Below are 24,221 nucleotides of genomic sequence, written 5' to 3' on the forward strand. Positions count from 1 at the left end.
CCACCAGCGTGAGAAGCGCTGGGTCTACAATCGAATCGAACCACTCCTTTAACCACCGTCCGGAGAGGCGGAGAAGGGGAAGCATGACACAGCGAACAGTGCTGGACGCAGCCGATATATCGCGGGCGATCACGCGGATTGCCCATGAGATCATCGAATCCAACAAGGGCAGCGACGACTTGGTCCTCCTCGGCATCCCACGCCGCGGAGTCCCGCTGGCCCTCCGGCTCGCCGAGGCGATCGCCTCGATCTCGGGACGCCCGGAAGCCGCGACCGAACTCGCCGGCAGCCTCGACATCACGATGTACCGCGATGACCTGCGCGGCGGCTCCTACCGGGCACCCGAACCGACCTCGATCCCGGCATCAGGAATCGATGCGAAGACCGTCGTCCTCGTCGACGATGTGCTCTTCTCCGGCCGCACCATCCGTGCCGGACTCGACGCCCTGGCCGATGTCGGCCGTCCCGCGAAGGTCCGCCTCGCCGTCCTCGTCGACCGCGGCCACCGGGACCTGCCGATCCGCGCCGACCATGTGGGCAAGAACCTGCCGACCTCGAGCAGCGAACGCGTCAACGTCAGCCTGGACGAAATCGACGGATCGGACTCCGTGACCATCTCGGGAGGCCGGGAATGAAGCATCTGCTCGACACCGCCTCCCTGAGCCGTGAGGACGCCATCGGCATCCTCGACATCGCCGAAGAGATGACGCTCGTGTCGGAACGCGAAGTCAAGAAGCTGCCCGTGCTGCGCGGACGCACGGTCGTCAACCTCTTCTTCGAAGACTCCACTCGCACCCGACTGTCCTTCGAGGCCGCCGCCAAACGACTCTCGGCCGATGTGCTCAACTTCTCCGCCAAGGGCTCCTCGGTGTCGAAGGGCGAGAGCCTCCAGGACACCATCCAGACGATCTCCGCGATGGGTGCCGATGCCATCGTCGTCCGCCATGGCGGCGCGGGAACGGCACACCGGCTCGCCCACACCGGATGGATCGACGTGCCCGTCATCAACGCCGGTGACGGCACCCACGAACACCCCACCCAGGCGCTGCTCGACGCATTCACCCTGCGCCGGGCGCTGGCCGGGGTCCCCGCCTCGGGGCCGGTGGCCGGGGGACCGCGGGGGAGAGGCCTCGACGGGGCGAAGGTCGCCATCGTCGGAGACATCCTCCACTCCCGGGTAGCCCGCTCGAACGTCCACCTGTTGGCCCGCCTCGGCGCTGATGTCCACCTCATCGCCCCGCCTACTCTCCTCCCGTGGGGTGTCGAGCACTGGCCGGTGACCGTCCACTTCGACTTCGACGAAGCACTGCGCAGCGAGGACTTCGCGGCCGTGATGATGCTCCGTGTCCAACACGAGCGGATGCACGAATCCTTCTTCCCCAACGAACGCGAATACGCGCGCCTGTGGGGACTGAGCGCCGCGAGGTTCGAGAAGCTGCCCGCCCACACCTTCATCATGCATCCGGGACCGATGAATCGCGGTTTCGAGATCTCCGCTGCCGCAGCGGATTCACCCCGCGCCCTCGTCCTCGACCAAGTCGAGAACGGAGTGAGCGTGCGCATGGCGGTCCTCTACCGTCTGCTGACCGGTCAGGAGGAGACCAATGACTGATTACCTCATCCGCGGAGCCGATGTGCTCGGACGCGGAGTCGCCGACATCGCCGTGTGCGAGGGACGCATCGTCGACCCCGAACTCGTCGCCGGAAGCGATCCCGAGATCGTCGACGCCGCCGGCCTCGTGGCCCTGCCGGGACTCGTCGACATGCACACCCACCTGCGCGAACCCGGCAAAGAAGACGCAGAGACCGTGCTCAGCGGCTCCCGTTCGGCCGCGGCCGGCGGATACACCTGCGTGCACGCCATGGCGAACACCGCACCGGTGGCCGACACGGCCGGCGTCGTCGAACAGGTGCACCGCCTCGGGCGAGCCGCCGGCTTCACCGAAGTCGTGCCCGTCGGCGCCGTCACCACCGGGCTCGAAGGCAAGCAGCTCGCGGAACTCGGCGCGATGGCCCGCTCAGAAGCGCGCGTGCGGATGTTCTCCGACGACGGGATCTGCGTCTCGGACCCGTTGCTCATGCGCCGCGCGCTCGAATACGTCAAGACCTTCGACGGGATCATCGCCCAGCACGCTCAGGAGCCGCGCCTGACCGAAGGTGCGCAGATGAATGAGGGCACCGTCTCCGCCGAGCTCGGACTGCCCGGCTGGCCGGCCGTGGCCGAGGAGTCGATCATCGCCCGCGATGTGCTCCTGGCCGAACACGTCGGCTCGCGCCTGCACATCTGCCATGCCTCGACCGCCGGCAGCGTCGACCTCATCCGCTGGGCCAAGTCGAGGGGAGTGGCGGTCACCGCCGAGGTGACTCCGCACCACCTCATGCTCACCGACGAACTCGTGCGGAGCTTCGACCCCGTCTTCAAGGTCAACCCTCCGCTGCGCACGGATGCCGATGTCCAGGCGCTGCGCGAAGCACTGGCCGACGGCACCATCGACGTCGTCGGCACCGACCACGCCCCGCACACCGCCGAACACAAATGCAGCGAATGGACCGCAGCGGCCATGGGCATGGTCGGCATGGAGACCGCCTTGTCGATCGTCGTCGAAGCCATGCGCGAGCACGACTTCGACTTCGGCGATGTCGCCCGCGTGATGTCGGCGACACCGGCACGCATCACCGGTGCCTCCGGACACGGCAGCCTCGCGATCGGCGCGAGTGCCAACATCGTCCTCGTCGACCCCGACGCTCCGCACCGGATCGAACCGTCCGCTCACGCGACGAAGGGACGCAACAACCCCTTCGACGGTCTCGAAGTCAGGGCACGGATCACCGACACCTTCTTCTACGGCCACCGGGTTCTGGCCGCAGGGGCACTCACCACACCCCACCCGGCAGGAGCAACATGGACCGATCAGTAGGCACCCTCATCGTCGCCGTCGTCATCGTCGTCGTGATCATCGCGATCGCGTGGGGATGGAGCCGACGCAAGCAGTCCCAGTCAGAGGTCGTGACCCCGCCGAAGCCGCACATGGGCATCACCCCCGTGGCCGATCCCGTCGAAGGCTCCTATGTCTCGACGACGAAGGCGGGACATCCCCTCGAACGCGTCGCCGTCCACGGCCTGGGCATCCGCACCACCGGCGAACTCGTCATCACCGACGGGGGAGTGATCATGGACCTGGCCGGCCGCGAGGACTTCCTCATCCCGCGCCGCGACATCGTCTCCGTGGACACCACGTCCGGGATGATCGGGAAGTTCGTCGAACGCGGAGGCATCGTCCGCATCACCTGGCGCCTCGGCGACACCCTCGTCGACACGGGTTTCCGTGCCCGTTACGCCGCATCCACCACTTCCACCGTCGACCGCATCCGCGAAATGATCGAAGAGGCACAATGAGCTTTTCCACCACACCCGCCATCCTCATCCTCGAAGACGGCCGGACCTTCCACGGATCCGCGTACGGAGCCATCGGCGAGACGACCGGCGAAGCCGTGTTCGTCACCGCCATGTCCGGTTACCAGGAGACTCTGACAGACCCGTCCTACCACCGGCAGATCATCATCCAGGCCGCCCCGCACATCGGCAACACCGGCATCAACCGCACCGACGACGAATCCGCTCAGATCTGGGCAGCCGGCTACGTCGTCCGCGACGCCTCACGGATCTCGTCGAGCTGGCGCTCCGAAGGCGACCTCGTCGACTGGCTGACCGAGTCCGGAGTCGTCGGCATCAGCGACGTCGACACCCGTGCCCTGACTCGTCACCTGCGCGACAAGGGCGCCATGCGAGTCGGCATCTTCTCCGGACCCGCCGCCGAGGCGCCCGAGACCGAACTGCTCGCCCGGGTCCAGGCCTCCCCGCAGATGGCCGGGGCCAACCTCGTCGACGAAGTCTCGATCACCGAGCCCACGCTCATCCCCGCCCGCGGACAGAAGAAGTTCAGCGTCGCCGCCGTCGACCTCGGAATCAAGTCGATGACACCGGAGCGCCTGACCGAACGCGGCATCGACGTCCACCTCGTGCCGTCGTCGATCAGCTTCGAGGAGATCCAGGCGATCGGCGTCGACGGAGTCTTCTTCTCCAACGGTCCCGGAGACCCCGCTGCCGCCGATGACCAGGTCGAACTGCTGCGAGCCGTGCTCGATGCCGGCCTGCCGTTCTTCGGCATCTGCTTCGGCAACCAGCTGCTCGGCCGTGCCCTGGGCTTCGGCACCTATAAGCTGCCCTTCGGCCACCGCGGCATCAACGTGCCCGTGATGGACCGTACGACGAACAAGGTCGAGATCACCTCGCAGAACCACGGCTTCGCCGTCGACGCACCGCTTGAAGGCGAGACGATCGCTCCGCACAAGGCCGACTACGGTCGTGTCACCGTCTCCCACGTGTGTCTCAACGACGATGTCGTCGAGGGTCTGGCATGCCTCGACATCCCGGCCTTCTCCGTCCAGTTCCATCCCGAGGCCGCGGCCGGCCCGCACGATTCGAGCTACCTGTTCGATCGCTTCGTCGACCTCATGTCCGCTTCCCCGGCCCACCAGGCTGCACAGGCCTAAGGAGAACCCCATGCCACTGAGACAAGACCTCAAATCCGTCCTCGTCATCGGATCCGGCCCGATCGTCATCGGCCAGGCCTGCGAATTCGACTATTCCGGCACCCAGGCCTGCCGTGTCCTGCGGTCCGAGGGACTGCGCGTCATCCTCATCAACTCCAATCCGGCGACGATCATGACCGACCCGGACATCGCCGATGCCACCTACGTCGAACCGATCGACCCCGAGGTGATCGAGACGATCATCGACAAGGAACGCCCCGATGCGCTCCTGCCGACGCTCGGCGGACAGACCGCCCTCAACGCTGCGATCGCCCTCTACGAATCGGGTGTGCTCGAGAAGTACGGCGTCGAACTGATCGGCGCCGACGTCGACGCCATCCAACGGGGCGAGGATCGGCAGAAGTTCAAGGACATCGCCGTCGACTGCGGCGCCGAGGTGGCCCGTTCGGCCATCTGCCACACCCTCGACGAGGCTCTGGCCGCCGCCGAGGAGCTCAACTACCCCGTCGTCGTCCGTCCCTCCTTCACCATGGGCGGACTCGGTTCGGGCATGGCATACGACGAAACAGACCTGCGCCGCATCGCCGGCGCCGGACTCGCCGACTCCATCACCCACGAGGTGCTGCTCGAGGAGTCGATCCTCGGGTGGAAGGAATATGAGCTCGAGCTCATGCGCGACAACAAGGACAACGTCGTCGTCGTGTGCTCGATCGAGAACGTCGACCCGGTCGGGGTGCACACCGGTGACTCGATCACCGTGGCCCCGGCGCTGACGCTGACCGACCGCGAATACCAGGAGATGCGCGATATCGGCATCGCCATCATCCGTGCCGTGGGTGTCGACACCGGTGGCTGCAACATCCAGTTCGCCGTCGACCCGAAGACCGGGCGGATCATCACCATCGAGATGAACCCACGCGTCTCCCGCTCCTCGGCGCTGGCGTCGAAGGCCACGGGCTTCCCGATCGCGAAGATGGCGGCGAAGCTCGCCGTCGGGTACTCGCTCGATGAGATCCCCAACGACATCACGAAGGTGACCCCGGCCAGCTTCGAACCGACCCTGGACTATGTGGTCGTGAAGATCCCGCGCTTCACCTTCGAGAAGTTCCCGGCCGCGGATCCGACCCTGACGACGACGATGAAATCCGTCGGAGAGGTCATGGCCCTGGGACGCAACTTCACCACCGCTCTGCAGAAGGCGATGCGGTCGCTGGAGCAGAAGGACTCCTCCTTCGGCTGGACCGATCTGCCCGACGTCACCGACGAGGATGTCCGCGAATCCGTGCTCGAAGCGATTTCGCACGCCACCGCCGATCGCATCCACTCCGTCCAGCGGGGCCTGGCCGCCGGACTCACCGCTGCCGAGGTCTTCGACGCCTGCGAGATCGATCCCTGGTACCTCGATCAGATCCAACTCATCAACGAGGTCGCCGCCCATGTCCGCGACGCCGAGGAACTCGACGAGCAGGTGCTGCGGATCGCGAAGAACCACGGCTTCTCCGATGAGCAGATCGCGCAGCTGCGCAGCCTCAGCACCGATGTCGTCACCGGCATCCGTCATGCGCTGCGCGTACGCCCGGTGTTCAAGACCGTCGACACCTGCGCCGGCGAATTCGAAGCGAAGACTCCGTACCACTACTCGTCCTACGACGCCGAGACCGAGGTCATGCCGCGCGACCGACCGGCCGTGATCATCCTCGGTTCGGGCCCGAACCGGATCGGCCAGGGCATCGAATTCGACTACTCGTGCGTGCATGCGACGATGGCGATCTCCTCGGCGGGGTACGAGACGATCATGGTCAACTGCAACCCGGAGACCGTGTCGACCGACTACGACACCGCCGACCGCCTCTACTTCGAACCGCTGACCTTCGAAGACGTCATGGAGATCTACCATGCCGAGCTTGCCGCCGGTGAGGTCCTCGGCGTCGTCTGCACTCTCGGCGGCCAGACTCCGCTCGGGCTGGCCGACCGTCTCAAGGCCGCCGGCGTGCCCGTCCTCGGCACCCAGCCCGAAGCGATCGACCTGGCCGAGGACCGCGGCGAATTCGGTGCGGTGCTCAGCCGTGCCGGACTGACCGCACCGAAGCACGGCACGGCCGTGACCGCTGCAGAGGCCGCGACGATCGCAGAGAACATCGGCTACCCCGTGCTCGTGCGTCCCTCCTACGTCCTCGGCGGGCGGGGGATGCAGATCGTCTACGACCGCACCCAGCTGCTCGACTACATGGCCACGGCCACGGAGATCTCCAGCGACCGTCCCGTGCTCGTCGACCGGTTCCTCGAAGATGCCATCGAAATCGACGTCGATGCGCTCTTCGACGGAGAGCAGGTCTACATCGGCGGCATCATGGAGCACATTGAGGAAGCGGGAATCCACTCCGGTGACTCCGCATGCGTGCTTCCGTCGCTGACTCTGGGCGAGGACGTCCTCGAACGCGTCCGTCAGGGCACGAAGGCCATCGCCGAAGGCGTGGGGGTGCGCGGACTGCTCAACATCCAGTTCGCCATCGCCGCCGACGTCCTCCACGTCATCGAAGCCAACCCCCGCGCCTCACGCACCGTGCCGTTCGTGTCGAAGGCGACCTCGACGCAGCTGGCCAAGGCCGCCGCACTCATCGCGGTGGGACGGACCATCGCGGATCTGCGCGGTGACCTGCTGGCTGCAGAGGGCGATGGGTCCACACTGCCGCTGGACCACCCGATCGCCGTCAAGGAGGCGGTCCTTCCCTTCCGTCGCTTCCGCACCGTCGAAGGCAAGATCGTCGATTCGATCCTCGGCCCGGAGATGCGGTCGACCGGTGAGGTCATGGGCATCGACCACAACTTCCCGACCGCGTTCGCCAAGGGTCTCCTCGGGGCCGGAGTGAAGCTGCCGACCTCGGGAACCGTATTCGTCTCCGTCGCCGACCGCGACAAGCGCGCCATGGTGCTGCCGGTCAAGGAACTCGTCGACATGGGCTTCGACGTCGTCGCGACCACCGGAACCGCGGCCGTGCTCTCGCGCTACGGGATCAAGACCACACAGGTGCACAAGCACTTCGAAGCCGACGCCGAGGACCGCACGGTCATCGACTATCTCACTGCGGGCACCATCGACATGGTCATCAACGTGCCTTCGGGCCGGCAGGAACGCGCCGACGGCTACGAGATCCGTGCCGCCGCGACCGCGAACTCCGTGCCGTTGATCACCACGCTGGCCGAATTCGCCGCCGCGGTGACCTCCCTCGAAGTGGTTCGGGACGAGAAGTTCGACGTCCGCAGCCTGCAGGACTGGAGCGCCTGATGTTCGGCACCCGACTGGCCGCAGCCATGGCGAAGCACGGACCGCTGTGCGTGGGCATCGACCCGCACGAGCATCTGCTTCAGTCCTGGGGGCTGCCGCGCAGCGCGGCCGGTGTGCGGGAGTTCGCTCTGCGCACGATCGAGGAATTGCAGGGAACGGTCGCCGCGGTCAAACCGCAGTCGGCGTTCTTCGAACAGTACGGCTCGGCCGGTGTGGCCGCTCTCGAAGAGACCCTCGCCGCGGCGCGGGAAGCCGGGATACTCACCGTCCTCGACATCAAGCGCGGCGACATCGGGTCGACGATGGGAGCCTATGCGAAGGCGTACCTCGATCCCGCCTCGGCGCTGGCGGCCGATTCGATCACCGTCTCGCCTTACCTCGGATTCGGAGCTCTGGAGCCGGCATTCGAACTCGCCTCCGCCCATGGCAGGGGAGTGTTCGTCCTCGCTCTGACCTCGAACCCGGAAGGCAGAGAGATCCAGCACGCACAGGGACGCGGCGGATCCGTGGCCGGGACGATCGTGACCCAGGTCGCCGAACGCAATGCGCAGGCCCTGGCGGCAGCGGCGGAGCCCGCGGGGCCGGTCGGACCCTTCGGGCTCGTCGTCGGAGCCACCATCGGAGAGGCCGCGCGGAAGCTGGGATTCGACCCGGTCGACTGCGGGGGTCCGATCCTGGCACCCGGCGTCGGCGCGCAGGGAGCGGGCATCGGTGAGCTGCGGGCCGTCTTCGGCGACGAAGCCCTGGCTTCGGGACAGGTGCTCGCCACGGCTTCCCGGGCAGTGCTCGGGGCCGGACCGGAAGGGCTGGCCGATGCTGCACGGGAGCTCAACCGCACGCTCTCAATGCTGAACTGACGCCGCCTGTGTCCGGGCCGCTGCGGCGGCCGCGGACACGGCGGCGGCGGTTCCCGGATGGACGAAAACGAGGCCACGGAGAGTTTAATTCCGTTGGTTGCGCATCTCCGCGGGGATTTTGTCTTAGACTGAGACAACTTCCCTACCTGCCCGTTCATGGTGACAGAGGAGATAATGTGGCACTCGAACCGTTGACCCCGCAACAGCGAACCGCTGCTCTGGACAAGGCGTTCAAGGCACGTCAGGCACGAGCCGAAGTGAAGTCGGCACTGAAGAACGGTGATACCGATCTCGCCGCCGTGCTCAAAAAGGCCGCTGACGACGAGGCTCTCGCGAAGATGCGGGTGCTCGATCTGCTGCGCGCCCTGCCCGGTGTCGGCGACCGCCGCGCCGAAGCAGCGATGGAAGAGGTCGGCATCGCCACCTCACGGAGGATCAAGGGCCTGGGCGTGCACCAGAAGTCCGCCCTGTTGGAGAAATATTCCTGAGTGTGACAACCTCAGATCTGTGAATAATCGACTCACCGTCCTCGCGGGTCCGACCGCCGTCGGAAAAGGCACCATCAGCACGTACATCCGGCAGAATCACCCCGCGGTCTGGTTCTCCGTCTCCGCCACCACACGGCCCAGACGCCCCGGCGAAGTCGACGGTGTCCATTATCACTTCCTCTCCGACGATGACTTCGACGCGCTCATCGCCGCCGGCCAGCTGCTCGAGTACGCGGTCGTGCACGGGCGGCACCGCTACGGGACTCCGTCCGCTCCGGTGCAGGAGAAGCTCGACGCGGGAGTCCCGGCGCTGCTCGAGATCGACCTGCAGGGAGCCCGGCAGGTCAAGGAGAAGATGCCCGACGCCCGGTTCGTCTTCCTCGCCCCGCCCAGCTGGGACGAACTCGTATCCCGGCTCACCGGGCGCGGCACCGAATCCGCGGAGGAGCAGGAGCGCCGATTGGCCACAGCGAAGCGCGAACTCGCCGCCGAATCCGAGTTCGACGTGACCATCATCAACGACCACGTTCGCACTGCGGCCGAAGAACTCCTATCATTGATGGGTATATCCACCTCCGATTAGATGGGAATCTCCTTGCCCGCACAGCCCGAAGGCATCACCAATCCTCCGATCGACGATCTGCTCAGCGTCACCGGATCGAAGTACGAACTCGTCTCGATCGCGGCCAAGCGCGCTCGGCAGATCAACTCCTACTACGCCCAGCTGCAGGAGGGACTGCTCGAAAACGTCGGTCCCCTCGTCACCCCGGGCACCAACGAGAAGCCGCTGTCGATCGCTCTGCGTGAGGTCAACGAGTCGAAGATCGTCGCCCGCGAAGTCTCCGAAGAGGACTTCCTCCAGGCCGTACCGGAGACCGAGACGCCCGCACCCGTGAGCAACGACGGCGCGATCGACTTCAGCGACCAGTGAGAACCGTACTCGGCGTCGCCGGTGGGATCGCCGCCTACAAAGCGGCACACATCATCCGGCGACTCCGGGAACTCGACCACAGCGTCAAGGTCGTGCCCACGGCCAATGCGCTCAACTTCGTCGGTGCCCCCACCTTCGAGGCCCTGTCCGGCCAGACCGTGACCACCGACGTCTTCGATGAGATCGACACCGTCAACCATGTCCGCATCGGGCAGGACGCCGAACTCGTCATCATCGCTCCCGCGACCGCGAACCTCGTCGCGAAGATCGCCGCGGGAATCGCCGACGATCTGCTGACAGCGACCGTCCTGACCACCACCGCCGAGGTCGTCGTGGCACCGGCCATGCACACGGAGATGTGGCAGAACCCCGCCACCGTCGCCAACATCGCGACCCTGCGCTCCAGGGGAGTCCACGTCCTCGAACCGGCCGTCGGCCGACTCACCGGACCCGATTCGGGCCCCGGACGGCTGCCCGAACCCGAGGACATCGTCGCCTACGCCCTGTCCGTCGCCGATGCCGCAGGCTCGGCCGACGCGGCCCCGGGCACCGGACACGCTAGGCAGAGCCTGGACGGCCGCCGCATCGTCATCAGCGCCGGCGGCACCCGTGAGGCCCTCGACCCGGTCCGCTTCCTCGGCAATCGGTCCTCGGGCAAACAGGGCATCGCCTTGGCCCGAGCCGCCCGAGCCGCCGGCGCCGAAGTCGAACTCGTGGCGGCGAACATCGACTCCGGGCTGCTCACCGACCTGCCCGCAGGGATGACCGTCACCCCGGTCGAATCCACCCTGGAGCTGCAGACGGCGATGCGCGCCTCCCAGCCGGACGCCGATGCCCTCATCATGGCCGCGGCTGTCGCCGACTACCGACCGGAGGAGACGACCGAGTCGAAGATGAAGAAGACCGGCGACGATGGTCTGACGCTGCGTCTCGTGCAGAACCCGGACATCCTGCGCGGCCTCGTCGATGACCGAATCGGCACCCAGCTCATCATCGGCTTCGCCGCCGAAACCGGAGACGCACAGACGACAGCACTCGACTACGCCCGCGCGAAATTCGAGCGCAAGGGCGTCGACCTGCTCGTGTTCAACGACGTCTCCGACGACCGTGCCTTCGGCCACGACCACACCGCGGTTCAGATCATCGGCTCCGCCGCCGGTGAGATCACCGTCGGTGAGGAATTCCAGGGTTCGAAAGACGATGTTTCACAAAAGGTCATTGCTACCCTGGCCGAACAGCTCACCCACTTAGAATCGACACCGTGACTCAATCAAATCTTCGCTTCTTCTCATCCGAGTCCGTCACCGAGGGACATCCCGACAAGATCTGCGACCAGATCAGTGATGCGGTGCTCGACGACCTGCTGGCGCAGGACCCCAACGCCAAGGTGGCCGTGGAGACCATGGTAACCACCGGACTCGTCCACGTCGCCGGTGAGGTCAACACCGCCGCCTACGCCGATGTGGCCGGAATCGTTCGCAGCCTCATCACCGGAATCGGCTACGACTCCTCCGACACCGGCTTCGACGGCCGTTCCTGCGGAGTCTCCGTGTCCATCGGCAGCCAGTCCACGGACATCCACTCCGGAGTCACGAACCCGCTGGACTTCCGCGAAGCCGTCGCCTCCGACGACCACGGAACGAGCCTCGGTGCCGGCGACCAGGGGCTGATGTTCGGCTACGCCGACAACTCCACCGATGTGCTCATGCCGCTGCCGATCCACCTGGCCTCCCGGATGGCCGAGCAGCTCTCTGCGGTGCGCAAATCGGGACGCCTCGACTACCTGCGCCCCGACGGGAAGACTCAGCTGACCCTCGGCTACGACGGCGACGAAGCCGTGACGATCGAGAACGTCGTCGTGTCCACCCAGCATTCGGCCGAGACGAACCAGGCTCAGCTGCACTCCGAGATCAGGGAACTGGTCATCGACCCGGTTCTCGCTGGTTCGGGCCTCGACACGAGTGAGGCGAACATCCACATCAACCCGGCGGGGCCCTTCGTCACCGGCGGACCGATGGGCGATGCCGGACTGACAGGGCGGAAGATCATCGTCGACACCTACGGCGGTTTCTCCCGCCACGGCGGCGGCGCCTTCTCCGGCAAAGACCCGTCGAAAGTCGACCGTTCGGCCGCGTATGCGATGCGATGGGTGGCGAAGAACGTCGTCGCCGCCGGACTCGCCGACCGTGCCGAGGTCCAGGTGTCCTACGCCATCGGCCGCGTCGACCCGATGGGCCTCTACGTGGAGACCTTCGGCACCGAGAAGGTCGATCCCCAGAAGATCTCCGCCGCCATCCGTGAGGTCTTCGACCTCCGCCCGGCGATGATCATCGCCGAACTCGACCTGCTCCGCCCGATCTACTCGCAGACCTCGACCTACGGCCACTTCGGTCGTGAGCTGCCGGACTTCACCTGGGAGGTCACGGACCGCGCCGACGACCTGCTGCGCGCCGTGTCCGCCCACTGAGCCTGGCGTTCCAGAGTGGACGAACCCCTTCCGATCGACACCGGCACCTCGGCCGAAGGCCAGGTGCCGCTGGCGTCTGAGAACCCGGTCGCGCGCGTGCTCGTCGACCATCCCGTCCCGCACCTGGCACGGACCTTCGACTATGCCGTGCCCGAAAAGCTCGCCGAGGCGGCCCTGCCCGGAGTACGAGTGCGGGTGAAGTTCGCCGGTCGGCTCCGCGACGGCTACCTCGTCGAACGGGTCGACTCCTCCGACCACCTGGGACCGCTCGCGACGATCCAACGCCTCAGCGGCCCCGTGCAGGTCCTCGGCCCCGACCTGCTCGCCCTGTGCGAAGCCACGGCGCGCCGTTACGGCGGCACCCTGGCCGATGTCCTCCGCTTGGCGATCCCGCCCCGCCACGCGCGAGGCGAGAAGACCGTCCTTCGAGCCGAGACGTCCCAGAACCCGAAACCGGCAGACGCCCCTGACCGGTCGCGGGACGCTTCCCGGGCGGAACCGGAGACCGGTGACGGCACACCGGCCGACGACGAAGCCGGCGGGGGCACGAATCTGCTGGGCCGCCTCGGCGACTGGGTCCTCAACGCCGAGATCGATCCGCCGCCTGCCGATCAGACTCCGCGGCGACGTGTCCTGGCCGCAACCCCCGGTGCGACGCCCGGGATGAGCTGGATCCGGGCGGGACTGGCCGCAGCACGCCAGACTCTGGCGGCCGGGAAGTCCGTGCTGTGGCTCGTGCCCGATCACCGTGAACTCCTGGTCCTGCAGGCGAGCCTGACCGCCGCCGAGATCACCGAGGTGTCCGTGCTCAGCGCCGACCAGTCACCCGAACAGCGGTGGCAGGCCTGGCTGCGCGGCCTCCTCGGCCACACCCGCCTGACCATCGGCACCCGCGCCGCGGCCTTCGCGCCGCTGCGCGATCTCGGCCTCATCATCTGCACCGACGATGCCAACCGCAACTACCTCGACCAGCATGCCCCCTACCCGCACGCCCGCGAGGTCAGCCTGCTGCGTTCGACGATCGAGGACACCGAGCTGTTCTTCGTCTCCACCGACCGCAGCGCCGAGGTGCAGCGCCTCGTCGAGATCGGATGGCTGGCCGACATCACCCCGACCGGGCCGGCACGCCGACACTCCGCCCCCCTCGTCTTCGTCCCCGACGAAGACCGCGACCCCTTCGCCTGGCAGCGCATCCCCAGCCGGGCATGGCAGATCATGCGCACCGCCCTGCGACCGCGACCGCGCGACGGCGGAGTCCCCGGGCCCGTGCTCGTCCAGGTGCCCCGCTCCGGGTACTACCCCGTGTTCGCCTGCGCCCGCTGTCAGGAAGTCGCTCGCTGCCCGCGCTGTCAGGAGACGCTGACCACCCAATCCGAGGTCGGACCCTTCGCCTGCCGTGCCTGCGGATACCATTCGGAGACCTTCAGCTGCGCGCGCTGCCGGTCGAACCAGGTGCGCTCCATCGTGCGCGGGCGGGCCCGCACCGTCGAAGAGCTGCGCCGGGCGCTGCCCGACACCGAGATCATCGAATCCGGGGGAGACGAGATCTCCGCAGTCCTCGACGAGACGCCGCGGCTCGTCGTCGCCACGACCGGCGCCGAACCCTATGTGCTCGGCGGCTATGCGGCGGCGATCCTGCTGGACTCCCTGTGGCCGGGACCGTGGATGCGCTCGATCGACGAGAGCGTGGCCAGGCGGCTGCGCGCCGCCGCGCTCGTGCGCTCGCGCGAACAGGGCGGAACCGTCTATCTCGGTGACGAAGACGAACTCATCCGCTCGACCCTGACCGCCTTCGATCCGGTCACTTTCATGTCCCGTCAACTGGCCGACAGGAAGGTGCTGGGGTTCCCGCCCTACCGGCGCATCCTCGAACTCACCGGAGCCGGCACCGACATCGATGCCGTCCTCACCGAGATCGGTGAGGTGGGCGAGATCGACGAGCTGCTGCGCGATGAAGCCGAGGACGGTCAGCGCAGCGTCTGCGCCTACCCGATTGCGGCGGGAGATCGCATCGGAACCCGAATGGCCGAGATCACCGCATCCCGCTCGGCGAAGAAGCAGCCGCAGGTTCGGGCACGCATCGACGATCCCCGGTCACTGTGACGACTCGGCCACGCAGTAGAATCCGAGGCGTGGATATCGTCTTCGCCGGAACCCCGGATGTCGCAGTTCCCGCCCTCGAGGCCCTCGCCGAATCCGAGCACCGCATCCGTGCGGTGCTCACCCGACCCGATGCCCCGGTCGGGCGCAAGCGGGTGCTCACCCCGTCACCGGTGAAGACCCGGGCGCTCGAACTCGGACTCACCGTCATCGAGGCCGACAGGCTGCGCGGAGAGGTCATCTCCGATTTGCGCGCCCTCGAGGTCGACGCCGTCGCCGTGGTGGCCTTCGGCGCCATCGCCGGACCTGCTGCTCTGAGCACGGCCCGGCTCGGCTGGTACAACCTCCACTTCTCCCTGCTGCCTGCCTACCGCGGGGCGGCCCCGGTGCAGCGGGCCCTCATCGACGGTGCGGCTCGCAGCGGAGTCAGCGTCTTCCGGATCGACGAAGGCATGGACACCGGGCCCGTGCTCCGCCGCCTCGAACTCGACCTCGACCACCCGGATGTCGCAGCGGCCCTCGACGACTACGCCCGCCGCGGAGCGGTCGAACTCGTCACCGCCTTCGACAGCCTGGCCGCCGGCACCGCAGTGGAGACTGCGCAGACCGGTGCGGCCAGCTGTGCAGAGAAGATCACCGTCGCCGACGCCCACCTCGACCTGCGGGCTCCCGCCGACCGTGTCGTCGATCGGGCTCGCGGCACCAGCCCGGCACCGGGCCCCTGGGTGGAACTGAACGGCAAACGCACCAAGCTCTTCGGCCTCGCCCTCGCCCCGGAAGCCACCGAGGAGGCCATGGCAGCCGCACCGGTCGGAACCCTGACGAGTTGGAACAGGACCCCGATTCTGCGCTGCGGGGACGGCTGGGTCACGGTCGCCGGGATCCAACCCTTCGGCAAGCCCCGCATGGACGCCGGTGACTTCCTGCGCGGTCACGGCGACATCACCTTCGATCCGCACACCGAGCAGGAAGCATAAGAGCCATGGCCGAGACTTCAGGCAACAGCGGCGTCCCGGGCGGACGTCGAGGCAACGACCGGGGCCGCGGAAATGACCGCCGAGGCGGCAACCGCCGCAGCGACGACCGGGGCCGCGGGCACGAGCGCCGCAGCGACAATCGCAGAGGCGACCGGGGCCGCCCGGGCCGCGGAGCGCCGCAGGACGAACGCATCGGCAAGAACCTGCCGCGGCGGATTGCCTGGGAGGTCCTGCTCGACGTCGCGACGAAGGACGCCTATGCGAACCTGCTCCTGCCCGCGAAACTCGCCCGCACCCATCTCAACGCCCAGGACGCCGCCTTCACCACCGAACTGACCTACGGGGCGCTGCGGCGGCAGAAGTTCTACGACGCGGTCATCACGATCGCCGCCTCCCGCGCCATCGACGAGATCGACCCCGAACCCCTGGCCGCGATGCGTCTGGGCGCCCACCAGCTGCTGTCGATGCGAGTCCCCGACCATGCGGCCCTGTCCGAGACCGTCGCCGTCGTCAAGCGCTCGGCGGCCAAGACCGCGGGATTCGTCAATGCGGTGCTGCGCCGCATCTCCGAAGCCGATCACGACGAATGGCTCGCGCGGGTCACCGCGAACGTCTCCGAGACCACACGACTGGCGATCGAACACTCCCACCCCGAATGGATCGTGCGGGCACTGACCCAAGCGCTCAAAGGCCACGAATGCGATGCCGACGAGCTCGAAGCTCTGCTCATCGCCGACAACGCTCCCGCCAGGGTCGGACTCAGCGCTCTGCCCGGACTCATCGACCGCTCCGAACTGCCCGGCGACGCGACCGAGCTGTCACCGATCGGCGTGACCATGGACACCGCTGTGCCCCGCGATGTCCGGGCCGTGGCCGATGGTCGGGCGCGCGTCCAGGACGAAGGATCGGCTCTCGTCGCCCTCGCCCTGGCCGAGATCGATGCTCCTGCGGGTCCCTGGGCCGACCTGTGTGCCGGGCCCGGAGGCAAGGCCGCGGTCCTCGGTGCCGCGGCCGCCGCAGAATCGGTCCGGCTCGAAGCCTTCGACTCCAGCGACCACCGCGCCGAACTCGTCCGGGACTCGACTCAGGCCCTCGACAACGTCAGCGTCGAAGTCCGCGACGGCCGCCGGGTGCGCGGACCCTACTCCAAAGTGCTCGTCGACGTGCCCTGCTCCGGTCTCGGCGCCCTGCGTCGGCGGCCCGAAGCCCGCTACCGCAGACAGCCCTCGGACATCACCGCCCTGTCCGGTCTGCAGTCCGAGCTGCTCGGCGCCGCCCTCGACGCCTGCGCGCCCGGGGGTGTGGTGGCGTATTCGACGTGCTCACCGCACTTCGCCGAAACCGTGCTCATCGTCGACGAGGTCCTGCGCCGACGCGCGAAGTCCGGCACCGACGACGTCGAGTTCCTCGATGCTCCGTCCGTGCTCGAGGCGATCACCGGCACACAGGCGCAGTCGTTCGCTTCGGTCTCCCGAGGCGAGGGCCGCTGCGTTCAGCTGTGGCCCCATGTGCACAACACCGATGGAATGTTCCTCGCTCTCCTGCGAAAGGCGAAATGACCCATGGCAATCGACATCAACCCGAGCATCCTGTCCTCGGACTTCTCCGACCTGCGCGGTGAGCTCGACAAGATCAGCACCGCGGACATGGCCCATATCGACGTGATGGACAACCATTTCGTGCCGAACCTCACCTTCGGCCCGCCCGTCGTCGAACGCATCCGCGCGATCTCCCCGATCCCGCTCGACGCCCACCTGATGATCGCCGATGCCGACCGCAACGCTCCCGTGTACGCGGAGATCGGCTGTGCCTCGGTGACCTTCCACGCCGAGGCGGCCGCCGCACCCGTGCGCCTGGCCCGTGAGCTGCGCAAGCTCGGTGCCAAAGCGAGCCTCGCGCTCAAACCGGCGACCCCGATCGAACCGTTCATCGACCTCCTCGGCGAGTTCGACCAGATCCTCATCATGACCGTCGAACCCGGATTCGGCGGACAGAAGTTCCTCGACGTCTGCCTGCCGAAGATCCGCCGCACCCGGCAGGCGATCTCGGCCTCCGGCCTGGAGATCCGTCTGCAGGTCGATGGGGGAGTGTCCGCGTCGACGATCGACCGTGTCGTCGACGCCGGCGCCGACGTCCTCGTCGCCGGTTCCGCCGTCTACGGAGCCGAGGACGCCGCCGCGGCGATCAGCGAACTGCGCACCCTGGCCGAAGCCCACACCCACTGACCGCACCGGGCCGCCCACCCCGGGCCCACCCTCTCAGGAGAGCCGCCGATGGATCTGTTCGACTGGTTGAACACCCCCGCATTCGAGTTGCTGGGCAAGCCCGTGCCCTACTCCGATCTGTTCGGCAACATCTGCGCACTGGCCACGGTCGTGCTCGCTCTGCGACGCAACATCCTGTCCTGGCCGGTGCAGATCCTCGGGTCGATCCTGCTGTTCTCCGCGAGCATCTCCGCCGGACTCGGAGGCAACGCCTCCCGGCAGGTCGTCATCATCGTCGCCGCCGTCTGGGGCTGGACGCAATGGAAGAAGTCGAAAGAGGCCTCCGGCGAGGTCATTGTCAGGTGGGCGAGCTGGAAGGAGCGCGGACTGCTCGTGGCCGGCCTGCTCATCGGCACCGGTGTCTTCGGCTGGGTGCTCGCTCAGGGCGGTTGGTCATGGAATCCGTACCCCGACGCCTACATCTTCATCGGCTCGGTTGTCGCGATGTACGCACAGGGGCGGGCGATCGTCGAGTTCTGGTTCGTGTGGCTGGCCGTCGACCTTGTGGGCATCCCCCTGGCAGTGGCCGGAGGGCTCGTGTTCTCCGGAGCCGTCTACCTCGTCTTCCTCATCATGGTCATCCTCGGCCTCATCGACTGGTCGAAACGCTCGAGGCAGACGATCTCGGCACCGCACCGCTCGGCCACCGACATCGGCCGCGACCCCGAAGCCTGAACTGCGATCGGGAGTTCGCTGCGACGGTGTGCAGGCGCCCGCAGGCTGGTCATCGCAGACAGCGCCTGCTTGGGCCCGCAGCCAGGACATCGCCGGCAGCGCCCGCCGGTGCGGTTCGCAACGTGAGACCCCGCATGCTTCACCCCGAGACGATGCATTAGGCTGGACGGGTGAAGACCTTTGACTCTCTCTACGCCGAACTCCTGCAGAAATCCCACGATCGTCCAGCCGATTCGAAGACCGTGGCCGAACTCGACGCCGGAGTCCATGCGATCGGCAAGAAGGTCGTGGAAGAGGCCGCCGAGGTGTGGATGGCCGCCGAATACGAATCCGAGGACGAGCTCGCCGAGGAGATCTCGCAGCTGCTCTACCACGTGCAGGTGATGATGATCGCCAAGGGACTCACCCTCGACGACGTCAACGCCCACCTCTGAGACGCTCCTGCGAACTCCACTCCGACCACATCGAACTCCAAAGGGACCCCATGCTGCGTGTAGCCGTGCCCAACAAGGGCGCACTGTCCGAAGCCGCCTCCGAAATGCTCAGCGAGGCCGGATACTCCACTCGACGCGGAACCAAGACGCTGGTCCATCAAGATGAAGTCAACGGGGTCGAACTCTTCTACCTGCGTCCACGCGACATCGCCGTCTACGTCGGCTCCGGCATCCTCGACGCCGGCATCACCGGCCGTGACCTGCTGCTGGAATCGAAGGCCGAGGCCCAGGAAGTGCTCGGCCTCGGGTTCGGTGCCTCCCGCTTCTTCTACGCCGGCGCCGTCGGCAGCTTCACCTCCCCGGAGGAGCTGCGAGGGGCACGCATCGCCACGAGCTTCCCGAACCTCGTCTCCGCCGACCTCGCCGAGCGCGGCATCGACGCGACGACCGTGCAGCTCGACGGCGCGATCGAAGTCTCGATCCAGCTCGGCGTCGCCGACGCCGTCGCCGATGTCGTCGAAACCGGCTCGACGCTGCGTGCTGCCGGGCTCGAGACCTTCGGCGAGCCGCTGCTCGAATCCGAAGGCGTGCTCATCCAGCGTGCCGGGGCCGAAGACCGCATCGGGGTGCTCAAACGCCGCCTCGAATCCGTCATGGTCGCCCGCCAGTACGTGCTCGTCGACTACAACATCGAACAGCGTCTCGTGCCCGAGGCGATCTCGCTGACCCCCGGTCTCGAATCCCCGACCGTCTCACCGCTGCAGGAGACCGGATGGGTCGCCGTGCGCGTCATGGTCGAGGCGAAGGAAGTCAACAACGTGATGGACCGACTCTACGGTGTCGGTGCCCGCGCGATTCTGGTGACGAACATTGGCGCCTGCCGAATCTGATCTGGCCGTCTTCCGGCCCCGACAGGTGCGCATCATCGGCATCGTCGGCGCCATCGCCGTCACGCTCGGATTCCTGATCCTGTCCGTGGCGCTGCTCGTCGTGGACTGGGAGCCCTGGACCGTGCTCGACATGGTGTGGATGAACCTGCTCGGCGTCCTCTTCGGCCTCGCCCTGCTGCGCATCGCGGACATCCAGGCCCGCCCCACCGAGAAGGGGCTCGTGGTCAAGAACATGGTGCGCACCCACCGCTTCGACTGGGGACAGATCCTCGGGGTGGCGTTCTCACCCGAAGGCGACGACCCCTGGCCGCTGCTCGATCTCAGCGACGGCACCACCTGCGCGGTGATGGCGATCCAGCATGCCGATGGACCCCGCGCCCATGCGGAGGTCGCACGATTGCGTATGCTCATCAGCAGAAGCACCCACTTCAAGGAGGAATAGGAATGGCGAATGAGACACCGGAGACCGCGACGGGGCCGCTGACCGGCTATACCGTCGTCGATCTCTCGCGCGCCCTGGCAGGACCGCATGCCGGAATGATGTTCGGCGACCTCGGTGCGCGGGTCATCAAGGTCGAGAACCCGGGAAGGGGAGACGACTCCCGCTCCTGGGGGCCTCCTTTCGTCGGGCCCGAGGACAACCCGCAGGCCACCTACTTCTTCTCCTGCAACCGCAACAAGGAGTCGATCGCCCTCGACCTCAAATCCGAAACGGGCAAGGACACTCTCACCGGGCTCATCGCCCGCGCTGACGTGCTCATCGAGAACTTCCGCTCCGGCGTCCTCGACCGGCTCGGATTCTCCACCGCCCGGTGCATGGAGATCAACCCGCGCTTGGTCATCCTCTCGATCACCGGGTTCGGCCACGACGGCCCCGAAGCCTCCCGCGCCGGCTACGACCAGATCGCCCAGGGCGAGGCCGGCCTCATGTCGCTGACCGGCTCAGGATCCGACGACATGCAGCGGGTGGGCGTGCCGATCGCCGACCTGCTCGCCGGAATCTACGGCTCCTACGGCGTGCTCGCGGCACTTCTGGAACGCGAACGCACCGGCAAGGGCAAGGTGGTGCGCACCTCGCTCATCGCCGGCATGGTCGGCGTCCACGCCTTCCAGGGCACCCGGGCGACGGTGGCCGGACAGGAACCGCAGCCCGGCGGCAACCACCATCCCTCACTCTCTCCGTACGGACTGTTCACCTGCCGTGACGGTGCAGTGCAGATCTCCGTGGGCAACGAGAACCTGTGGCAGAAGTTCTGCGCGGCCTTCGACATCGACCCCGCCACCGAGGGGCTGGCCGACAACGCCTCCCGCGTGGCCAACCGTCCCGCACTCATCGAGCTCATCGAAGACCGGTTCTCAGCCTTCGACGCCGAAGATCTGCTGGCGAAGCTCACCGAGGCGGGAATCCCCTCGGGCACCGTGCGCACCCTGCCCGAGGTCTACCAGTGGGATCAGGCACTGAGCCAGGGTCTCAAGGTCTCCGTCGATCACCCGGTGCTCGGCGACATCGATCTGCCCGGACCGCCGCTGCGCTTCTTCGACGCCGAGGGTTCCAGCGAGGTCGAGACGACCCGCACCGCCCACGATGCTCCGCCGCTGTTGGACGAAGACGCCGAGTCGATCGCGGCGTGGCTCGCCGGCGGAAACTGAGGGGTGCGCGAATGCCACGATTGAACGCACACGAACTCGTCGACATCGTCCTCGACGAGGGATCCTTCCGCTCTTGGGACACCACCCCGATCAGCCCGGCCGGCGGGGTCTCCGAGGAGTACGCCGCCGAGCTCGCTGCCGCGGCCGAGAAGTCCGGAGTCGACGAAGCGATCATCACCGGTGAGGGCACCATCGAGGGCAGACGGGTCGCCGTCATCGCCGGAGAGTTCCGCTTCCTCGCCGGATCGATCGGCGTGGCCGCCGCCGAGCGCCTCGTCGACGCCATCGAACGCGCCACCCTCGAAGGGCTGCCGCTGCTGGCAGGACCGGCCTCCGGTGGGACGCGGATGCAGGAAGGCACCATCGCGTTCCTGTCGATGGTGAAGATCACGAACGCCGTGGTCGCTCACCGCAGGGCCGGTCTGCCCTACCTCGTCTACCTGCGCCACCCGACCACCGGCGGAGTCTTCGCCTCCTGGGGTTCGCTGGGCCACGTGACGGTGGCCGAACCCGGTTCACTCATCGGCTTCCTCGGCCCCCGCGTGTTCGAAGCCATCTACGGGGAGAAGTTCCCGGACAACGTGCAGACGGGTGAGAACCTCCACAAGATGGGCATCGTCGACGCAGTCATCGGTCCCGAACGCATCGCCGGCACGGTCTCCCGAGTCCTCGACGTGCTCATGGGAGCCAAGGAGATCCCGGCCCGTGTGGCCGACCCGGACACCGCACCGGCGACGGTCGACCCGAACTCCGACGCCTGGGCGGCGATCACGAGTTCCCGCCGTCCCGAACGCCCCGGTGTCCGCGACCTGCTGCGTACCGCCGCGAACACCGTGCTGCCGCTCAACGGCACCGGCGAAGGCGAGAAGGACCCGGGACTGCTGCTGGCGCTGGCGAAGTTCGGCTCCGCCCCGTGCATCGTGCTCGGACAGGACCGGTTCCGGCAGGATTCCCGGGCCCCTCTGGGACCGGCCGCGCTGCGTGAGGCCCGCCGTGGAATGCGTCTGGCCGCAGAGCTGCACCTGCCGCTCGTGACGGTCATCGACACCCCGGGCGCGGCCCTGTCGAAGGACGCCGAAGAGGGCGGCATCGCCGGCGAGATCGCCCGCAGCCTCGCTGACCTCGCCAACCTCGATGCCCCCTCGGTATCGCTCATCCTCGGTGAGGGATCCGGGGGCGGAGCACTCGCGCTGATCCCGACCGACCGGGTGCTCAGCGCCGAGCACGGGTGGCTCTCACCCCTGCCGCCCGAGGGCGCCTCGGCGATCGTGCATCGGACGACGGAGAGAGCCGCAGAGATGGCGCAGAGCCAGGGTGTGCACGCGCCCATGCTCCAAGCCACCGGTGTCGTCGACCGGATCATCGCCGAGCATCCCGATGCCAGCGACGAACCGCTCGACTTCGTCTCTCGGGTCGGTGCGACACTCGAATTCGAACTCATCTCGCTCATGCGCGAACCATCGGGCCGCCGACTGGCCCGCAGGATGGATCGCTATCGGGGCCTGGGAATCTAGGAGGTCTGCGTGGTAGCTGTCAGAGTCATCCCCTGTCTGGACGTCGACGGCGGTCGCGTCGTCAAGGGCGTGAAGTTCGCCGACCTCAAGGATGCCGGGGACCCCGTGGAGCTGGCCAAACGCTATGGGATCTCCGGGGCCGACGAACTCACCTTCCTCGACGTCACGGCCAGCAGCGGCGACCGCGAGACCGTCCACGACGTCGTGCGCGCCTGCGCCGAAGAGGTCTTCATCCCGCTCACCGTCGGCGGGGGAGTGCGCAGCGTCCATGACGTCGACCGGCTCCTGCGCGACGGTGCCGACAAAGTCTCTGTCAACACCTCGGCCGTCGCGCACCCGGAACTCATCAGTGAGATCTCACGGCACTTCGGCAACCAGGTCCTCGTGCTCTCCCTCGACGCCCGCCGCACGCAGGGAACGAGCACGGCCTCGGGCTTCGAAGTCACCACCCGCGGCGGCCGTGAAGGCACCGGCCGCTGCGCGATCGACTGGATCCGTGAGGCCGCCGAACGCGGGGTCGGTGAGATCCTGCTCAACTCCATCGATGCCGACGGCACCCGGGAGGGCTTCGACCTCGAACTCATCGCCGCCGCCCGAGCGGCCGTCGATGTGCCGCTCATCGCCTCCGGCGGGGCCGGTCGGGTCGAACACTTCGCCCCGGCCGTGGCCGCCGGAGCCGATGCGCTGCTGGCCGCCAGCGTCTTCCACTTCGGGACCCTGAGCATTGCCGAGGTCAAGGACGCGCTGCGGGCAGAGGGGATCGAGGTCCGATGAGCAGGGACATCGACGCCACCCCGGAGAACTGGCGCGAACTCATCCGCCCGGACTCCGCCGGTCTCGTGCCCGTCATCGTCCAGGAGGCCACGAGCCGGGAGGTGCTCATGCTCGCCTGGATGGACGTCGAGGCCGTCTCGCGCACATTGGCGACCGGGCGCGCCACCTACTGGTCACGGTCCCGCCGGGAGTACTGGGTGAAGGGGGAGACCTCCGGACATGTGCAGCATGTGCGCTCACTCAGCCTCGACTGCGACGCCGATGCCCTGCTCCTCCTCGTCGACCAGACCGGACCCGCCTGTCACACGAACACACCGACCTGCTTCACCGGAAGGACGATCAGTGCCGACTGAACACGTG

The 24,221-nt window shown here is 67.5% G+C and carries 24 protein-coding genes; all 24 read left to right on the forward strand.

The window, feature by feature from the left end:
• Positions 1–83 precede the first annotated feature (83 nt).
• Complete coding sequence (gene pyrR / locus ACSE4D_RS16925; RefSeq protein ID WP_135541093.1) at positions 84–635, forward strand: bifunctional pyr operon transcriptional regulator/uracil phosphoribosyltransferase PyrR; 552 nt, start codon at positions 84–86, stop codon at positions 633–635.
• On the forward strand, positions 632–1,612 hold the full coding sequence (locus ACSE4D_RS16930) for an aspartate carbamoyltransferase catalytic subunit (protein WP_425119354.1): 981 nt from the start codon (positions 632–634) through the stop codon (positions 1,610–1,612). Before pyrR ends, ACSE4D_RS16930 begins: the two co-directional genes overlap by 4 nt.
• On the forward strand, positions 1,605–2,918 hold the full coding sequence (locus tag ACSE4D_RS16935) for a dihydroorotase (RefSeq protein ID WP_135541090.1): 1,314 nt from the start codon (positions 1,605–1,607) through the stop codon (positions 2,916–2,918). The genes ACSE4D_RS16930 and ACSE4D_RS16935 overlap by 8 nt, the downstream gene beginning before the upstream one ends.
• Positions 2,903–3,397 carry a PH-like domain-containing protein gene (locus tag ACSE4D_RS16940; protein WP_135541088.1) on the forward strand — a complete coding sequence of 165 codons (495 nt, stop codon included), beginning with the start codon at positions 2,903–2,905 and terminating at the stop codon, positions 3,395–3,397. Before ACSE4D_RS16935 ends, ACSE4D_RS16940 begins: the two co-directional genes overlap by 16 nt.
• Entirely contained in the window at positions 3,394–4,554 is a 1,161-nt protein-coding gene (carA, locus tag ACSE4D_RS16945) for a glutamine-hydrolyzing carbamoyl-phosphate synthase small subunit (protein ID WP_425119355.1), read from the forward strand. The genes ACSE4D_RS16940 and carA overlap by 4 nt, the downstream gene beginning before the upstream one ends.
• A gap of 10 nt (positions 4,555–4,564) precedes the next feature.
• Complete coding sequence (carB, locus tag ACSE4D_RS16950) at positions 4,565–7,840, forward strand: carbamoyl-phosphate synthase large subunit (RefSeq protein ID WP_425119356.1); 3,276 nt, start codon at positions 4,565–4,567, stop codon at positions 7,838–7,840.
• Positions 7,840–8,697: an orotidine-5'-phosphate decarboxylase gene (pyrF, locus tag ACSE4D_RS16955; protein WP_135541082.1), complete on the forward strand. Its 858-nt coding sequence runs from the start codon at positions 7,840–7,842 to the stop codon at positions 8,695–8,697. Before carB ends, pyrF begins: the two co-directional genes overlap by 1 nt.
• Before the next feature lie 176 nt (positions 8,698–8,873).
• Positions 8,874–9,185 carry an integration host factor, actinobacterial type gene (gene mihF / locus ACSE4D_RS16960; protein ID WP_135541080.1) on the forward strand — a complete coding sequence of 104 codons (312 nt, stop codon included), beginning with the start codon at positions 8,874–8,876 and terminating at the stop codon, positions 9,183–9,185.
• A gap of 19 nt (positions 9,186–9,204) precedes the next feature.
• Positions 9,205–9,768 (forward strand): guanylate kinase, encoded by a 564-nt coding sequence (gmk, locus tag ACSE4D_RS16965; RefSeq protein WP_135541078.1) that lies wholly within the window; start codon positions 9,205–9,207, stop codon positions 9,766–9,768.
• 12 nt (positions 9,769–9,780) lie between these two features.
• The gene (rpoZ, locus tag ACSE4D_RS16970; RefSeq protein ID WP_240689955.1) at positions 9,781–10,116 is read left to right on the forward strand and encodes a DNA-directed RNA polymerase subunit omega; all 336 of its coding nucleotides are present in this window, start codon (positions 9,781–9,783) and stop codon (positions 10,114–10,116) included.
• Entirely contained in the window at positions 10,113–11,381 is a 1,269-nt protein-coding gene (gene coaBC / locus ACSE4D_RS16975; RefSeq protein ID WP_425119357.1) for a bifunctional phosphopantothenoylcysteine decarboxylase/phosphopantothenate--cysteine ligase CoaBC, read from the forward strand. Before rpoZ ends, coaBC begins: the two co-directional genes overlap by 4 nt.
• On the forward strand, positions 11,378–12,583 hold the full coding sequence (gene metK / locus ACSE4D_RS16980; protein WP_135541073.1) for a methionine adenosyltransferase: 1,206 nt from the start codon (positions 11,378–11,380) through the stop codon (positions 12,581–12,583). Before coaBC ends, metK begins: the two co-directional genes overlap by 4 nt.
• 15 nt (positions 12,584–12,598) lie before the next feature.
• The gene (locus tag ACSE4D_RS16985) at positions 12,599–14,686 is read left to right on the forward strand and encodes a primosomal protein N' (protein ID WP_135541071.1); all 2,088 of its coding nucleotides are present in this window, start codon (positions 12,599–12,601) and stop codon (positions 14,684–14,686) included.
• Between the two features lie 29 nt (positions 14,687–14,715).
• Positions 14,716–15,660, forward strand: coding sequence for a methionyl-tRNA formyltransferase (locus ACSE4D_RS16990; protein WP_425119358.1), 945 nt, complete (start codon positions 14,716–14,718; stop codon positions 15,658–15,660).
• A 5-nt stretch (positions 15,661–15,665) separates the two neighbouring features.
• Positions 15,666–17,219, forward strand: coding sequence for an RsmB/NOP family class I SAM-dependent RNA methyltransferase (locus ACSE4D_RS16995; protein WP_425119359.1), 1,554 nt, complete (start codon positions 15,666–15,668; stop codon positions 17,217–17,219).
• A 3-nt stretch (positions 17,220–17,222) separates the two neighbouring features.
• Positions 17,223–17,885 (forward strand): ribulose-phosphate 3-epimerase, encoded by a 663-nt coding sequence (rpe, locus tag ACSE4D_RS17000; RefSeq protein ID WP_425119360.1) that lies wholly within the window; start codon positions 17,223–17,225, stop codon positions 17,883–17,885.
• Positions 17,886–17,933: 48 nt separating this feature from the next.
• Positions 17,934–18,599 (forward strand): nicotinamide mononucleotide transporter family protein, encoded by a 666-nt coding sequence (locus ACSE4D_RS17005; RefSeq protein ID WP_135541064.1) that lies wholly within the window; start codon positions 17,934–17,936, stop codon positions 18,597–18,599.
• 170 nt (positions 18,600–18,769) lie between these two features.
• Positions 18,770–19,033: a phosphoribosyl-ATP diphosphatase gene (locus tag ACSE4D_RS17010; RefSeq protein ID WP_135541062.1), complete on the forward strand. Its 264-nt coding sequence runs from the start codon at positions 18,770–18,772 to the stop codon at positions 19,031–19,033.
• Positions 19,034–19,083: 50 nt separating this feature from the next.
• Positions 19,084–19,923, forward strand: a complete 840-nt coding sequence (gene hisG, locus ACSE4D_RS17015) for an ATP phosphoribosyltransferase (RefSeq protein ID WP_135541060.1) — start codon at positions 19,084–19,086, stop codon at positions 19,921–19,923.
• Positions 19,904–20,365: a PH domain-containing protein gene (locus tag ACSE4D_RS17020; protein ID WP_135541059.1), complete on the forward strand. Its 462-nt coding sequence runs from the start codon at positions 19,904–19,906 to the stop codon at positions 20,363–20,365. Before hisG ends, ACSE4D_RS17020 begins: the two co-directional genes overlap by 20 nt.
• 2 nt (positions 20,366–20,367) lie before the next feature.
• Positions 20,368–21,573 carry a CaiB/BaiF CoA transferase family protein gene (locus tag ACSE4D_RS17025; RefSeq protein ID WP_135541057.1) on the forward strand — a complete coding sequence of 402 codons (1,206 nt, stop codon included), beginning with the start codon at positions 20,368–20,370 and terminating at the stop codon, positions 21,571–21,573.
• Positions 21,574–21,584: 11 nt separating this feature from the next.
• On the forward strand, positions 21,585–23,087 hold the full coding sequence (locus ACSE4D_RS17030) for a carboxyl transferase domain-containing protein (protein ID WP_135541055.1): 1,503 nt from the start codon (positions 21,585–21,587) through the stop codon (positions 23,085–23,087).
• A 9-nt stretch (positions 23,088–23,096) separates the two neighbouring features.
• On the forward strand, positions 23,097–23,861 hold the full coding sequence (gene hisF / locus ACSE4D_RS17035; protein ID WP_135541053.1) for an imidazole glycerol phosphate synthase subunit HisF: 765 nt from the start codon (positions 23,097–23,099) through the stop codon (positions 23,859–23,861).
• Positions 23,858–24,214: a phosphoribosyl-AMP cyclohydrolase gene (hisI, locus tag ACSE4D_RS17040; RefSeq protein WP_135541051.1), complete on the forward strand. Its 357-nt coding sequence runs from the start codon at positions 23,858–23,860 to the stop codon at positions 24,212–24,214. Before hisF ends, hisI begins: the two co-directional genes overlap by 4 nt.
• Positions 24,215–24,221 lie beyond the last annotated feature (7 nt).

The sequence above is a fragment of the Brevibacterium sp. FAM 27836 genome, from assembly GCF_051351055.1.
GTDB lineage: Bacteria > Actinomycetota > Actinomycetes > Actinomycetales > Brevibacteriaceae > Brevibacterium.

Excerpts from the sequence above, each read along its gene's own strand:
- ACSE4D_RS16935 (WP_135541090.1), top strand. The coding sequence starts at position 1,605 with ATGACTGATTACCTCATCCGCGGAGCCGATGTGCTCGGACGCGGAGTC.
- ACSE4D_RS17030 (WP_135541055.1), top strand. The coding sequence starts at position 21,585 with ATGCCACGATTGAACGCACACGAACTCGTCGACATCGTCCTCGACGAG.
- carA (WP_425119355.1), top strand. The coding sequence starts at position 3,394 with ATGAGCTTTTCCACCACACCCGCCATCCTCATCCTCGAAGACGGCCGG.
- carB (WP_425119356.1), top strand. The coding sequence starts at position 4,565 with ATGCCACTGAGACAAGACCTCAAATCCGTCCTCGTCATCGGATCCGGC.
- hisI (WP_135541051.1), top strand. The coding sequence starts at position 23,858 with ATGAGCAGGGACATCGACGCCACCCCGGAGAACTGGCGCGAACTCATC.
- pyrR (WP_135541093.1), top strand. The coding sequence starts at position 84 with ATGACACAGCGAACAGTGCTGGACGCAGCCGATATATCGCGGGCGATC.
- ACSE4D_RS16995 (WP_425119359.1), top strand. The coding sequence starts at position 15,666 with ATGGCCGAGACTTCAGGCAACAGCGGCGTCCCGGGCGGACGTCGAGGC.
- ACSE4D_RS17005 (WP_135541064.1), top strand. The coding sequence starts at position 17,934 with ATGGATCTGTTCGACTGGTTGAACACCCCCGCATTCGAGTTGCTGGGC.
- ACSE4D_RS16930 (WP_425119354.1), top strand. The coding sequence starts at position 632 with ATGAAGCATCTGCTCGACACCGCCTCCCTGAGCCGTGAGGACGCCATC.
- pyrF (WP_135541082.1), top strand. The coding sequence starts at position 7,840 with ATGTTCGGCACCCGACTGGCCGCAGCCATGGCGAAGCACGGACCGCTG.
- rpe (WP_425119360.1), top strand. The coding sequence starts at position 17,223 with ATGGCAATCGACATCAACCCGAGCATCCTGTCCTCGGACTTCTCCGAC.
- hisG (WP_135541060.1), top strand. The coding sequence starts at position 19,084 with ATGCTGCGTGTAGCCGTGCCCAACAAGGGCGCACTGTCCGAAGCCGCC.
- ACSE4D_RS16940 (WP_135541088.1), top strand. The coding sequence starts at position 2,903 with ATGGACCGATCAGTAGGCACCCTCATCGTCGCCGTCGTCATCGTCGTC.
- ACSE4D_RS17025 (WP_135541057.1), top strand. The coding sequence starts at position 20,368 with ATGGCGAATGAGACACCGGAGACCGCGACGGGGCCGCTGACCGGCTAT.